Here is a 13,079-nt window from a genome sequence, read left to right on the forward strand (position 1 = left end):
CCGGCGTGACCGGTCTCCTCGGCCCGGCGGAGATCCGGGAGCTCGCCGCGCGGCTCGGCGTGACGCCGACCAAGAAGCTCGGCCAGAACTTCGTGCACGACCCGAACACGGTGCGCCGGATCGTCACCACCGCCGGGCTCGCCCCGGACGACGTGGCGCTGGAGGTCGGCCCCGGGCTCGGCTCGCTCACCCTGGCCCTGCTCCCGGTGGCCGCGCACGTGCACGCCGTGGAGCTCGACCCGGCCCTGGCCGCCGCCCTGCCGGCGACCGCCACGCGGTTCGCCGGCCCGGACGCCGCCCGGCTCACCGTGCACCCCGCCGACGCGCTGCGGATCACCGCCGCCGAGCTGGCCGACCCGGCGCCGACCGCGCTGGTGGCGAACCTGCCCTACAACGTGGCCGTGCCCGTGGTGCTGCACCTGCTCGCCGAGCTGCCCACCCTGCGCCACGGCCTGGTGATGGTGCAGAAGGAGGTCGCCGACCGGCTCGTGGCCGGTCCCGGCTCCAAGGTGTACGGCATCCCGTCGGTCAAGCTCGCCTGGTACGCCCGGTCCCGGGCCGCCGGCAAGGTCCCGCCGAACGTGTTCTGGCCGGTGCCGAACGTCGACTCCGGCCTGGTCGCCTTCACCCGGCGCGAGCCGCCCCGCTCCGACGTACCCCGGGAAGCCGTCTTCGCGGTCGTCGACGCGGCGTTCGCGCAGCGCCGCAAGACGCTGCGCGCCGCCCTCGCGGGCTGGGCCGGCGGCGCGGACCGGGCCGCCGCGGCGCTCACCGCCGCCGGCGTGGACCCCGGCGCGCGCGGCGAGTCACTCACCGTGGAGCAGTTCGCCGCCATCGCCGCGTCGGCCCCGGCCGCCCCCGCCGCCGCCCAGTAGGCTGGCGCCGTTGCCGACCCTGCCGAGGAGCTGACCGTGCAGAAGCCGTTCGACATCCGCCTGCGCCCGCGGGACATCGTCCCGTGACCGAGGCGTGGCGACCGGACGACGAGGACGGGCAGCGGCGCGGGGCCAGCGGCCCGGTGAAGGTGCGGGTGCCGGCCAAGGTCAACCTGCACCTCGGGGTGGGGCCGCTGCGCCGGGACGGCTACCACGAGCTGAACACCGTCTACCACGCGATCTCCATCTACGACGAGCTGACCGCCCGCCGGGGCGACACGCTGACCCTCACCATGGAGGGCGAGGGCGCCGGCGAGCTGGCCCTGGACGACTCCAACCTGGTGATCCGGGCCGCCCAGGCCCTCGCCGGCTACGCGGGCGTGCTGCCGCACGCCCGGCTGCACCTGCGCAAGCAGATCCCGCTCGCCGGCGGGCTGGCCGGCGGCAGCGCCGACGCGGCCGCCGCGCTGGTCGCCTGCGACGCGCTCTGGGGCACCGGGCTGTCCCGCGACGAGCTGGCCGGGATCGCCGCCGACCTCGGCTCCGACGTGCCGTTCCTGATCCACGGCGGCACCGCGCTCGGCACCGGTCGGGGCGAGGCGGTCAGCCCGGTGCTGGCCCGCCCCACCTCCTGGCACTGGGTGGTGGCCGTCGCCGACGGCGGCCTCTCCACCCCGGCCGCCTACCGGGAGCTGGACCGGCTCCGTGACGCCGGCACCGCGGGGGAACCGCTGGGCAGCACCGACGGGCTGCTGGGCGCGCTGCGCCAGCGCGACCCGCGGGTGCTCGCCGCCGCGCTCGGCAACGACCTCCAGGACGCCGCGCTGACCATGCGCCCGTCGCTGGCCGAGACGCTCAAGGCCGGGGAGGCGGCCGGGGCGCTCGCCGGCCTCGTCTCCGGCTCCGGCCCGACCTGCGTCTTCCTCGCCACCGACGAGGCGCACGCCGGGCGGATCGCCGCCGACCTGGAGGCCGCCGGCGTCTGCCGGGAGGCCCGGGTCGCGCACGGCCCGGTCGCCGGCGCCCGCATCGTCTGAGCCCGGCCGGTCCCGCCGGGCATGTCGATCATGCTGGGCGGGTGGCGGGCGGGGCGGGCCGCGTACCCTTGACGGCGGGCGTCCCGGGCACCGGGGCGCCTTGATCATGAAAGGTGGGTAAGTGGCCAACATCGTCAACCTGGACCGGGTGTCCAAGGGGTACGGCGCCGCCGGGCAGCTGCTCACCGACGTCTCGCTCGGCCTCGACGACGCCGACCGGGTCGGTGTGGTCGGCCTCAACGGCGCCGGCAAGTCCACCCTGCTCCGCCTGCTCACCAAGCAGGAGGAGCCCGACGACGGCCGGGTCACCCACCGCCGCGACCTGCGGGTCTCCTCGCTGCCGCAGACCCTGGACCTCGCCCCCGAGGCCACCGTCCGGGACGTGGTGCTCGGCACCGCCTGGCTCGGCGAGAGCATGGGCGCCGAGCACGAGTGGGCCGGCGACGCGGGCGTCCGGGCCATCCTCGACGGCCTCGGCATGCCCCACCTCGGCCTCGACGCGCCGGTCGGGACGATGTCCGGTGGCGAACGCCGCCGCGTCGCGCTCGCCGCGCTGCTGGTCCGCGAAGCCGACCTGCTCATCCTCGACGAGCCCACCAACCACCTCGACGTCGGCGGCGTCGACTGGCTGGCCCGGCACCTCGTCACCCGCAAGGGCGCGCTCGTCGTGGTCACCCACGACCGCTGGTTCCTCGACGCCGTCTGCACCACCACCTGGGAGGTCGCCGACCAGACCGTCCGGGCCTACGAGGGCGGCTTCGCCGCCTGGACCCTGGCCCGGGTCGAGCGGCAGCGGGTCGCGGCCGCCACCGAGGCCCGCCGGCAGAACCTGCTCCGCAAGGAGATCGCCTGGCTGCGCCGGGGCGCCCCGGCCCGTACCTCCAAGCCGAAGTTCCGGATCGACGCCGCCAACGCGCTGATCGCCGACGTGCCGGAGCCTCGCGACACCACGTCGCTGCAACGGCTCGCCACCGCCCGGCTCGGCAAGCAGGTGTACGACCTCGACCAGGTCACCCTGCACGCCGGGCCGAAGGAGATCCTGCACGACGTCACCTGGCAGGTCGGCCCCGGCGACCGGGTCGCCATCCTGGGCCGCAACGGCGCCGGCAAGACCACCCTGCTGCGGATGCTCGCCGGGGTGACCCGCCCCGACGGCGGGCGCTTCGCCGCCGGGCAGACCGTCCGCCCCGCCTTCCTCTCCCAGGAACTCGCCGAACTCCCCGGCCACCTGCGCGTCCTCGAAGCCGTCGAGGAGGTGGCCCGGCGGGTGCAGTTCGGCGACCGGGAGATCAGCGCCGCCCAGCTCGCCGAGGTCTTCGGGTTCGACGACCGGCGGCTCTGGACCCCGGTCAGCGACCTCTCCGGCGGCGAGCGCCGCCGGCTCCAGATGCTGCGGCTGCTCGCCGGCGAGCCCAACGTGCTCCTCCTCGACGAGCCCACCAACGATTTGGACACCGACACCCTCGCGGCACTGGAGGACCTGCTCGACTCCTGGCCCGGCACGATCGTGGTGGCCAGCCACGACCGCTACCTGATCGAGCGGGTCACCGACGTCGCGTACGGGATGTTCGGCGACGGCCGGCTGGTGCACCTGCCCGGCGGAGTCGACGAATACCTGGCCCGCGCCGCCGCGCGGGGCGGCCCGGCGCCCGCCGACCTCACCCCGGCCACGGCCGCCCCGGCCCGCGAGGGCCTGTCCGCCGCCGAGGTACGCACCGCGAAGAAGGAACTCAGCCGGCTGGAGCGGCAGATCGCCAAGCTCGAGCAGAAGGAGGCGACGCTGCACGAGCAGCTCGCCGCGAACGCCACCGACTACGCCAGGGTCGCCGAGCTGGACGGCCAGCTCAAGGAGGTCCGGGCCGAGCGGGACCGCACCGAGGAGGCCTGGCTGGCCCTCGCCGAGGAGCTGCCGGCCGGCTGACCTCGCCCGGGGTGGGGGGTGTGCGGCGTCACTGACGGGCGTACGGGACAATCGCAGGCGACCCCTCTTCCGTTCGGTCTTGGAGACGCACAGATGGCGCACACCCCCGTCAACCACCCCGCGCGGCCTGTCTACCGGGCGATCGGCGGGCTCGTTGGTCTGTACTTCGTCGTCTTCGGCGTGCTCGGCCTCATCGCCAGCGCCGGCAACGACGTCCTCGCCCAGGACGACACCAAGATCCTCGGCCAGGGCACCAACCTCGGCTTCTCGATGCTCGCCATCCTGCTCGGCGCCGTGATCCTGGTCGGCACCGTGATCGGCCGCAACCTCGACGTGGCGATCAACCAGTGGCTGGCCTACATCCTGATGGCCCTCGGCCTGGCGGAGCTGGCGTTCCTCCAGACCGACGCCAACATCTTCAACTTCTCGATCATGACCGACATCGTGGTGCTCACCCTCTCGCTGGTGCTCCTGATGGTCGGCATGTACGGCAAGGTCGGCAGCGACGAGGAGCACGAGGCCTGGCAGAAGGCCCGGCTGGTGCTCTGACCCCCAGTCATCCTCGAAGGCCCGGCGCCCGCCGGGCCTTCGGCGTTTTCCGGGGACGGGAGCGGGCGGCTCGGGGGACAATTGCGCCAAACCAGTCAGCTGACCGGAGGCTCCCATGGCGCACTTCCCGGTGAACCACCCCGCACGGCCGCTCTACCGGGTGCTGTCCGGCCTCATCGGCCTCTACATCCTGGTCTTCGGCGTCTGGGGGGTCTTCCAGACCTGGGGCGACAGCCTCTTCAGCCGGGAGAGCACCACCGCCCTCGGCCTCCGCACCAACCTGGCGTTCTCCCTGGTCTCCGTGGTCTTCGGCGCCTTCCTGCTGATCGGCGCCTCCCGCCGCGGCAACCTCGGCCACTACATGAACCTGACCGCCGGGGCGGTCTTCCTGGTCACCGGCATCCTCATGATGGCCGTGCTGCAGACCTCGGCGAACTTCCTCAACTTCTCGATGTCCACCGTGCTGGTCTCGCTGGTCTTCGGGCTGGTCCTGCTCGCCACCGGCCTCTACGACAAGGTCGGCACGGACGAGCACGCCGCCGAGGAACGGCGCCGCCGCAAGCACCCCGTCGCCGAGGCCAACCGGTGAGACTCAGCCCCGCTTGCGGACGGTGATCAGACCCGGCTTCGCCTCCAGGTGCGACAGGCCGTTCCAGGCCAGGTTCACCAGGTGCGCCGCCACCGTCTCCTTCCGCGGCTTGCGCACCTCCAACCACCAGCGCCCGGTCAACGCCACCATGCCCACCAACGCCTGCGAGTAGAGCTCCGCCAGCTTCGGGTCGTAGCCCCGGCTGGAGAACTCCGCGCCCAGGATGTGCTCCACCTGGTGCGCCACGTCGTTCATCACGCTGCTGAAGTTGCCCGTCGCCGACATCAGCGGCGACTCCCGGACCAGCACCCGGAACCCGCTGGTCTCCTCCTCGATGTACGTCAGCAGGGTCAACGCCGCCTGCTCCAGCAACTCCCGCGGATGCCCCGCCGTCAACGCCGTGGTGATCCGCTCCAGCAGCGAGCGGACCTCCCGGTCCACCACCACCGCGTAGAGCCCCTCCTTGCCGCCGAAGTGCTCGTAGACCACCGGCTTGGAGACCTTCGCCCGAGCCGCCACCTCCTCGATCGAGGTGGCGTCGAAGCCGCGCTCGGCGAAGATCTGCCGGGCGATCGAGATCAACTGCTCGCGTCGTTGGGTCGCGGACATCCGTACCCGGGAAGGCTTCGCCGCCGGGACGGCCCGCCGATGGGCGGGGCTGGCGTCGCTGCCGGGAACGTCGGTCACCCGGCCCATCCTGCCAAACCCGACCCCCGCCCATCGACCGGTTACTGCGCCGGCCGGCCGCGCACCCGCCCCGGCTCCACCAGCTTCGCCGTGATCCGCTCCGGTTTCGGCCACCGCACCGACCAGGCCGCGCCCGCCTTCTCAAGCAGCCAGATCACCCGCGCCGACGGATCGACCTGCCCGCGCAGCACCCCGTGCCGCGCGCTGGTCGGCTCGGCATGGTGCAGGTTGTGCCAGCTCTCCCCGAACGACAGCAACGCCAACGGCCAGAAGTTCGACGCCCGGTCGCCCTGCCGCACCGCGAACGGGCGCTCGCCGTAGACGTGACAGACCGAGTTGATCGACCAGGTGACGTGGTGCAGCAGCGCGATCCGGACCAGCCCGCCCCAGAAGAACGCGGTCAGCGCGCCCTGCCACGACCCCGTCAGCAGCCCGCCCATCGCCGCCGGCCCGAGCACCGAGACCACCACCAGCAGCGGGAAGAGCCGGTCGACGCGGCGGGTGATCGGATCGGCCAGCAGGTCCGGGGCGAACCGCTTCCGGTTCGACAACTCCCGGTTGAACAGCCAGCCGACGTGCGCGTGGAACAGCCCCTTGGTCAGCCCGCCGATGCTCTCCCCGAACCGCCACGGCGAGTGCGGGTCGCCCTCCTGGTCCGAGAAGGCGTGGTGCCGCCGGTGATCGGCCACCCACTGGATGATCTCGCCCTGCACGGCGAACGAACCCGCCACCGCCAGGGCGGCCCGCAACCAGGGTTTCGCCTTGAACGAGCCGTGCGTGAAGTAGCGGTGGTAGCCGACGGTGATACCCAGGCCGGACAGCACGTACCAGAACCCGGCTACCAGCAGGTCTGTCCAGCCCAGCCAGCCACCCCAGGCCACCGGCACGGCGGCCAACAGGGCGAGGAACGGAATGACCACGAACGCCCACAGGGCGATCAGGATGCCCCGGGACTGGTGGCCCTGGGTCAGCGGCTTCGGCCCGCTGTCCGGGCCGGTAAGGGTGGTCGACATGGCACCTCCCAGTGGTACGGGCTACGCCTACGTCACCGTAACCAGGAGCGGGCTAGATCGCAGCGGACACGTCGCTCCGTCGATGGCCGACCTGTCGTACGCCCGTCCTAACCTGCCCCTGTGACCGACCCGCTCGCCGCCGAGGCGCGCCGCCTGCGCGTCGAGGAACAGCTCTCCGTCCAGCAGATCCGGGCCCGCCTGGGCATCGGCCGAGACCGGGCGTACGCGCTGCTGCGCGGCATCCCACCACCCGAGTGGACCCGGCGGCCCCGGGCCCGCGACGCGGCGCGCGCCGAGGCGGAGCGGCTGAGGGCGGCCGGGCGGTCGGTCAACGAGATCGCAGAGCAGCTCGGCGTCGCGAAGTCGACCGCTTACCAGTGGGTGCGGCACCTGCCATTGAACCCGGACGAGGCGACGGCCCAGCGGCGGCGAGCGCATTCGAAGGCGATGACGGACGCCCGGTGGGGTGCCTACCGGGAGGCGCGGGACGCGGCCCAGGCGGCCGAACACGAACGGGCCGCCGGTGCGGTCGGCGCGCTCGACGAACGCGACCTCCTGTTGCTGGGCGCGGCGATCTACTGGTGCGAGGGTGCGAAGTCGAAGCCGTGGCGCCGGCCGGTGACGGTCCAGTTCGTCAACAGCGACCCGGGCCTGCTGGCGCTGTTCCTCCGCTTCCTCGAGGTGTGCGGCATCGGCCCGACGGTGCCGACCTATCGGGTGAGCATCCACGAGTCGGCCGACGCGGAGGCCGCGGTCCAATGGTGGGCGGAACGGCTCCGGCTGCCCCCGGACCGGTTCCGGCGGTCGGTGCTCAAGCGACACAACCCGACCACGGTGCGCCGGAACACCGGCGACGACTACCACGGCTGTCTGGTGATCACGGTGCCCCGCAGCCGTGCGCTCTACTGGCGGATCGAGGGTATGATCGCCGAGCTGTTCCGGATCGCGGACGATACGCGGACCCAAAATGACGGGCCGTAGGTCTTGACACGGCAATGGGGTGTGGGGTAATGGCAACCCGCAGGCCTTTGGAGCCTTGAGCTCCTGGTTCGAATCCAGGCACCCCAGCTCGCCCGTCCGATCGCGCGTGATGGCGGCATTTGTGTGGGCGGATGCGAATTGCAGCCGGTCGCGTGGTTAGCATGGCCGCGAGACTGTCGCCGTCCCGACGGGAGCCACGTCGTGCCCCAGCCCCACCTCCGCACCGTTGTCGTGCTCGCCGCCGGTGAGGGCAAGCGGATGAAGTCGGCCCTGCCCAAGGTGCTGCACCCGCTGCTCGGTCGTACCCTGCTCGGTCACGTGCTGGCCGCGGCCGCGCCGCTCGGCGCGGACCGCACGGTGGTCGTGGTCGGCCACGGCGCCGACCAGGTGGGCGCGCACCTCGCCGAGATCGCCCCGGCGGCCGCCCCGGTGCTCCAGGAGCGGCAGCTCGGCACCGGGCACGCGGTCCGGATCGCGCTGGACGCGGTTCCGGAGGCCGCCGGCACCGTCGTGGTGATCAACGGGGACGTGCCGCTGCTGCGGCCGGAGACGGTGGCGGCGCTGGTCGAGGCGCACGAGGGCGCGGGCGCGGCGGCGACCGTGCTGGCCGCCGAGGTGCCCGACCCGACGGGCCTGGGCCGGATCGTGCGGGACGCCGAGGGGCGGCTGGCGCAGATCGTCGAGGAGCGTGACGCCACCTCCGAGCAGCGCGCGCTGCGGGAGATCAACGCGGGCATCTACGCGTTCGACGTGGCCCGGCTGCGCGACGCGCTGGGCAAGCTCTCGACGAACAACGACCAGGGCGAGGAGTACCTGACCGACGTCTTCGGTCTGCTCCGGGACGCGGGGGAGCCGGTGGCGGTGCACTGCGCCGCCGACCACGTCGAGACGCTGGGGTGCAACGACCGGGTTGAGCTGGCCGCGCTGCGCCGGCTGCTGCGGGACCGGGTGAACGAGGGCTGGATGCGCACCGGGGTGAGCATCCTGGACCCGCACACCACCTGGATCGACGTGACGGTGACCGTCGAGCGGGACGCGGTGATCGACCAGAACACCCAGCTCCAGGGCGCGACGGTGGTCGGCGCGGGCGCGCTGGTCGGCCCGGACACCACGCTGGTGGACACCACGGTCGGCGCGGGCGCCAGCGTGGTTCGCAGCCACGCGGTGGGTGCCGAGGTGGGCCCGGAGGCCAGTGTGGGGCCGTACGCGTACCTGCGGCCGGAGTCGCGGCTGGGCCGCAAGGCGAAGGTCGGCACGTTCGTGGAGACGAAGAAGGCCGCGATCGGCGAGGGTTCGAAGGTGCCGCACCTGTCGTACGTGGGGGACGCGACGATCGGCGAGCACAGCAACATCGGCGCGGCGACGGTGTTCGTCAACTACGACGGGGTGAAGAAGCACCACACCACGATCGGCAGTCACGCGCGTACCGGGGCGGACAACATGTTCGTGGCGCCGGTGCGGGTGGGCGACGGGGCGTACACGGCGGCCGGCTCGGTGATCATTGCGGATGTGCCGCCGGGCGCCATGGCGGTGGCCCGGGGCCAGCAGCGCAACGTCGAGGGCTGGGTGCTGCGCAAGCGGTCCGGCACGGCGGCCGCGGAGGCGGCGCAGCGGGCCCGCGAGGGTGCGTCGGACCCGGCGGGCGCCGCAAGCGAAGGTGACTGAATCCACGAGGGGCCGGAGACGGTGGGAGGACCGGTGAACGCGGGGGATACTGCAACCGAATAGTCCCCGGCTCACCGCCGCCGGGAACCACCGACATACGGGAGCAGACGGGCCCATGGGCAGCATCGTCGCCGAAAACCGCAAGAGCCTGATGCTCTTCTCCGGACGGGGTTTTCCGGAGCTGGCCAAGGAGATCGGTGAGGTGCTCGGCGTCGCGCCGACGCCCTCCGACTCGTACGACTTCGCCAACGGTGAGATCTTCGTACGCTTCAAGGACTCGGTACGCGGTTCGGACGCCTTCGTGGTGCAGTCCGTGACGCACGGGGTCAACACCTGGGTCATGGAGACCCTGATCATGGTCGACGCGCTGAAGCGCGGTTCGGCCAAGCGGATCACCGTGGTCCTGCCGTTCTACCCCTACTCGCGGCAGGACAAGAAGCACCGCGGCCGGGAGCCGATCTCGGCCCGGCTGGTGGCCGACCTGTTGAAGACCGCGGGCGCGAACCGGATCCTGACCGTGGACCTGCACACCGCGCAGATCCAGGGCTTCTTCGACGGCCCGGTGGACCACCTGTTCGCCATGGACGTGCTGGCCGAGTACGTGGAGCGCCGGTACGCGGGCCGGCCGATGACGGTGGTGGCGCCGGACTCGGGCCGGGTGCGGGTGGCCGAGCGGTGGACGGACCGGCTGGGTGGCTGCCCGCTGGCCTTCATCCACAAGACGCGGGATCCGCTGAAGCCGAACCAGGTGGTGGCGAACCGGGTGGTCGGCGAGGTCGAGGACCGGGTCTGCCTGATCGTCGACGACATGATCGACACCGGTGGCACGATCACCAAGGCGGCCGACATCCTGAAGGAGTCGGGTGCGGCGGAGATCGTGGTGGCCTCCACTCACGCGCTGCTGTCCGACCCGGCGACCGAGCGGCTGAAGAACAGCCCGATCAGCGAGGTCGTGGTGACCAACACGCTGCCGTTGCCGCCGGAGAAGCAGCTCGACAAGCTCACCGTGCTGTCGATCGCCCCGCTGCTGGCCCGGGCGATCCGGGAGGTCTTCGACGACGGCTCGGTGACCACCCTCTTCGGTGGCCTGAGCTGAGTTCCGGCGCCCGCCGGCGGCGGCCGTCCGGGACGGTTGCCGCCGGTGGGAAAGTCGGCCCCGAGGTGTGGCCGGCGGTGATATGGGGACTGCCGGCTGGCTTCGAAATCGCTCGGGTAGACTGGTGCGGTTGCCACGGCGAGGGTGCCCGGCGGGCTGCTGAAAAGCACCGCACGGAGGCGCCGTCATCGACGCGGTGCTCCGGGCGGTCGTTCATGACCTTGAGCCCCAGCGAGCCCCTCGCCCAGCACCGCCAGACGACAAGCCGCCGCAGCGAAGCATCAGGAGTTTCCCCGTGTCCGAGGTAAAGATCAGCGCCGAGCCCCGTACCGAGTTCGGCAAGGGTGGTGCCCGTCGTACCCGCCGGGCCGGCAAGGTGCCCGCCGTGCTGTACGGCCACGGCGAGAAGCCCAAGCACATCGCGCTCCCGGCGCGTGAGTTCGCCGCGGCGATCCGCAAGGGTGGTGCGAACCAGCTCTTCGCGATCGAGGTCAGCGACGGCACCCAGGTGCTGGCGCTGCCGAAGGCGATCCAGCGTGACCCGATCAAGGACACCTTCGAGCACGTGGACCTGCTGCTGGTCCGCCGGGGCGAGAAGGTCACCGTCGAGGTCCCGATCCAGCTGACCGGTGAGGCCGCGAAGGACACCCTGATCGTGCACGACCACGACACCCTCTCGGTGACCGCCGACGCCACCAAGGTGCCGGACCACCTGGAGGCGTCGATCGAGGGCGCCGAGGCCGGCACCCAGATCACCGCCGCCGACGTGACGCTGCCGGCCGGCGTCGAGCTGGCCGCGGACGGCGAGATGCCGGTCGCCTCGGTGACCGCCGCCCCGACCGCCGAGCAGCTCGAGGCCACCCTCCCCGAGGTCGAGGTTGCCGAGGAGGAGGCCGAGGCCGAGGTCGGCGAGGAGACCGCCGAGGCTCCGGAGGGCGCTCCGGCCGAGGGCGAGCCGGCTGCCGAGGAGCCGAAGACCGAGGCCTGATCGGCCCGCAGGCTGTGCGACAGGCGTCCCCGGTTCCCGGGGGCGCCTGTCGGCGTATGGGGGACGGGTCGTGGGGCAGAGCGGAAGGGACGTGGCGTGACGGACGAGGCGGGGCCGTGGCTGGTGGTCGGCCTGGGCAACCCCGGTCGGGAGTACGCGGGCAACCGGCACAACGTCGGCTTCATGGTGGCCGAGCTGCTGGCCGGTCGGTTGGGCGGTAGGTTCGGCCGGCACAAGCGGGCGGTGGCCGAGGTGGCCGAGGGCCGGCTGGGTTTCGGCGGGCCGAAGCTGGTGCTGGTGAAGCCGCTGACCTACATGAACCTCTCCGGCGGCCCGGTGGTCGCGCTGGCCCAGTTCCACAAGATCCCGCCGGCGCGGGTGATCGCGGTGCACGACGAGCTGGACATTCCGTACGGCCAGCTGCGGGTGAAGTGCGGCGGCGGCGAGGGCGGCCACAACGGGCTGCGGTCGATGTCGAAGTCGCTGGGCACCAAGGACTACGTGCGGGTGCGGTTCGGCATCGGCCGGCCGCCGGGGCGGCAGGACCCGGCGGACTACGTGCTGTCGGACTTCTCCGCCGCCGAGCGCAAGGAGCTGGAGTTCCTGGTGGACCGGGCGGCGGACGTGGTGGAGTCGGTGGTGGTCAAGGGCGTGGAGCCGACACAGAACCTCTACCACGGGGCCTGAGGCGCCGGGCGGGGCATGCCGGTCCGGGCAGGTCCGGGCCGGTAGTCTGCGCCTTTCCGAGGGTGCGAAGGCGGGCGACGGGAGCGGGAACACCATGGGCAGTCCTCCGATGATCGATGGCGCGTTCGCCCGGTGGCTGGCGGCGCGGGCCGGGCAGGCGCTGATGGGCCTGCGCGCGGAGCTGGGCTTCGCCGACGCGGGGGCGCTGAAGTCGGCCGGGGACAAGGTCTCGCACGAGCTGATCCGTACCGAGCTGGCGAAGTGGCGGCCGGCGGACGCGGTGCTGTCGGAGGAGGACGAGGGTTCCCGTCTGGCCTGGACGGCCGAGGTGAGCAGCGACGCGGTGTCCCGGCTGAACGCGGACCGGGTGTGGATCGTCGACCCGCTGGACGGCACCCGCGAGTTCGCCGAGGAGGGCCGCTCGGACTGGGCGGTGCACGTGGCGCTCTGGGCGCGCAGCGCGCCGACGCCGCACGGTCTGGTCGCGGGCGCGGTGGGCCTGCCGGCCCAGCACCGGGTGCTGGGCACGGACTACCCGCCGGCGTACCCGCCGATGACCCTCGAGGCCGCCACGGCGGGCGGCGCCAGGACCATCCGGTTGGCGGCCAGTCGTAGCCGTCCGCCGGTTTTCCTGACCGATCTGGCAGAGGACATCGGCGCGCATCTGGTTCCGATGGGCTCGGCGGGCGCGAAGATCGCCGCTGTGGTCACCGGCGAGGTCGACGCGTACATCCACGCGGGCGGTCAGTACGAGTGGGATTCGGCCGCTCCGGTCGCTGTGGCGACGGCCACCGGACTGCACGCTTCCCGGATCGACGGATCTGCGCTGAAATACAACGAGGCCGACCCACGCCTGCCCGATCTGCTGGTCTGCCGCAAGGATCTCGCCAGCCGGTTGCTTGCAGCGCTGCAGAGGCATTCCGGGTAGCCTGAGCGTTCTTCTTCACGAGTCCGACCGGAAAGGTCTGGAATCCCGATGTGCGGATCCGAG

General features: G+C 72.6%; 12 protein-coding genes, 1 tRNA gene and 1 pseudogene. 12 read left to right on the forward strand and 2 right to left on the reverse strand.

The window, feature by feature from the left end:
- Positions 1–5 precede the first annotated feature (5 nt).
- The 5 genes from rsmA to AB0F68_RS10515 all read left to right on the forward strand — a co-directional run bounded on the left by rsmA (position 6) and on the right by AB0F68_RS10515 (position 4,971).
- Positions 6–875 carry a 16S rRNA (adenine(1518)-N(6)/adenine(1519)-N(6))-dimethyltransferase RsmA gene (rsmA, locus tag AB0F68_RS10495; RefSeq protein ID WP_357334904.1) on the forward strand — a complete coding sequence of 290 codons (870 nt, stop codon included), beginning with the start codon at positions 6–8 and terminating at the stop codon, positions 873–875.
- A gap of 83 nt (positions 876–958) precedes the next feature.
- On the forward strand, positions 959–1,912 hold the full coding sequence (locus tag AB0F68_RS10500) for a 4-(cytidine 5'-diphospho)-2-C-methyl-D-erythritol kinase (protein ID WP_357334907.1): 954 nt from the start codon (positions 959–961) through the stop codon (positions 1,910–1,912).
- Positions 1,913–2,033: 121 nt separating this feature from the next.
- A complete protein-coding gene (locus AB0F68_RS10505) occupies positions 2,034–3,833 on the forward strand; it encodes an ABC-F family ATP-binding cassette domain-containing protein (protein ID WP_357334909.1) in 1,800 nt (599 codons plus the stop codon).
- Positions 3,834–3,926: 93 nt separating this feature from the next.
- Positions 3,927–4,382, forward strand: a complete 456-nt coding sequence (locus AB0F68_RS10510; protein WP_357334911.1) for a DUF4383 domain-containing protein — start codon at positions 3,927–3,929, stop codon at positions 4,380–4,382.
- A gap of 115 nt (positions 4,383–4,497) precedes the next feature.
- Entirely contained in the window at positions 4,498–4,971 is a 474-nt protein-coding gene (locus tag AB0F68_RS10515) for a DUF4383 domain-containing protein (protein ID WP_357334913.1), read from the forward strand.
- Positions 4,972–4,974: 3 nt separating this feature from the next.
- On the opposite strand, the gene AB0F68_RS10520 is transcribed toward AB0F68_RS10515, so the two are convergent.
- Positions 4,975–5,658, reverse strand: a complete 684-nt coding sequence (locus AB0F68_RS10520; protein WP_357334915.1) for a TetR/AcrR family transcriptional regulator — start codon at positions 5,656–5,658, stop codon at positions 4,975–4,977.
- A 41-nt stretch (positions 5,659–5,699) separates the two neighbouring features.
- The gene (locus AB0F68_RS10525) at positions 5,700–6,671 is read right to left on the reverse strand and encodes an acyl-CoA desaturase (protein WP_357334917.1); all 972 of its coding nucleotides are present in this window, start codon (positions 6,669–6,671) and stop codon (positions 5,700–5,702) included.
- Positions 6,672–6,791: 120 nt separating this feature from the next.
- On the opposite strand from AB0F68_RS10525, the gene AB0F68_RS10530 reads away from it, so the two are divergent.
- The 7 genes and pseudogenes from AB0F68_RS10530 to AB0F68_RS10560 all read left to right on the forward strand — a co-directional run bounded on the left by AB0F68_RS10530 (position 6,792) and on the right by AB0F68_RS10560 (position 13,016).
- Positions 6,792–7,652, forward strand: a complete 861-nt coding sequence (locus tag AB0F68_RS10530; protein WP_357334919.1) for a helix-turn-helix domain-containing protein — start codon at positions 6,792–6,794, stop codon at positions 7,650–7,652.
- Positions 7,653–7,667: 15 nt separating this feature from the next.
- Positions 7,668–7,739 (forward strand) — tRNA-Gln (locus AB0F68_RS10535).
- Positions 7,740–7,853: 114 nt separating this feature from the next.
- Positions 7,854–9,380: pseudogene (gene glmU, locus AB0F68_RS10540) on the forward strand (bifunctional UDP-N-acetylglucosamine diphosphorylase/glucosamine-1-phosphate N-acetyltransferase GlmU).
- Between the two features lie 52 nt (positions 9,381–9,432).
- On the forward strand, positions 9,433–10,413 hold the full coding sequence (locus tag AB0F68_RS10545) for a ribose-phosphate diphosphokinase (protein WP_357334922.1): 981 nt from the start codon (positions 9,433–9,435) through the stop codon (positions 10,411–10,413).
- A 295-nt stretch (positions 10,414–10,708) separates the two neighbouring features.
- A complete protein-coding gene (locus tag AB0F68_RS10550; RefSeq protein WP_357334925.1) occupies positions 10,709–11,401 on the forward strand; it encodes a 50S ribosomal protein L25/general stress protein Ctc in 693 nt (230 codons plus the stop codon).
- Positions 11,402–11,497: 96 nt separating this feature from the next.
- Positions 11,498–12,088 (forward strand): aminoacyl-tRNA hydrolase, encoded by a 591-nt coding sequence (gene pth, locus AB0F68_RS10555; RefSeq protein ID WP_357334928.1) that lies wholly within the window; start codon positions 11,498–11,500, stop codon positions 12,086–12,088.
- 94 nt (positions 12,089–12,182) lie between these two features.
- The gene (locus AB0F68_RS10560; RefSeq protein ID WP_357334932.1) at positions 12,183–13,016 is read left to right on the forward strand and encodes an inositol monophosphatase family protein; all 834 of its coding nucleotides are present in this window, start codon (positions 12,183–12,185) and stop codon (positions 13,014–13,016) included.
- The last annotated feature ends 63 nt before the right edge of the window (positions 13,017–13,079 follow it).

This window comes from Micromonospora sp. NPDC023966, assembly GCF_040639095.1.
In the GTDB taxonomy this organism is placed as follows: domain Bacteria; phylum Actinomycetota; class Actinomycetes; order Mycobacteriales; family Micromonosporaceae; genus Micromonospora.

Bases quoted from the DNA above. Each gene is read 5' to 3' on its own strand.
- AB0F68_RS10525 (WP_357334917.1), bottom strand. From the start codon at position 6,671: ATGTCGACCACCCTTACCGGCCCGGACAGCGGGCCGAAGCCGCTGACC.
- AB0F68_RS10510 (WP_357334911.1), top strand. From the start codon at position 3,927: ATGGCGCACACCCCCGTCAACCACCCCGCGCGGCCTGTCTACCGGGCG.
- AB0F68_RS10515 (WP_357334913.1), top strand. From the start codon at position 4,498: ATGGCGCACTTCCCGGTGAACCACCCCGCACGGCCGCTCTACCGGGTG.
- AB0F68_RS10560 (WP_357334932.1), top strand. From the start codon at position 12,183: ATGGGCAGTCCTCCGATGATCGATGGCGCGTTCGCCCGGTGGCTGGCG.
- AB0F68_RS10545 (WP_357334922.1), top strand. From the start codon at position 9,433: ATGGGCAGCATCGTCGCCGAAAACCGCAAGAGCCTGATGCTCTTCTCC.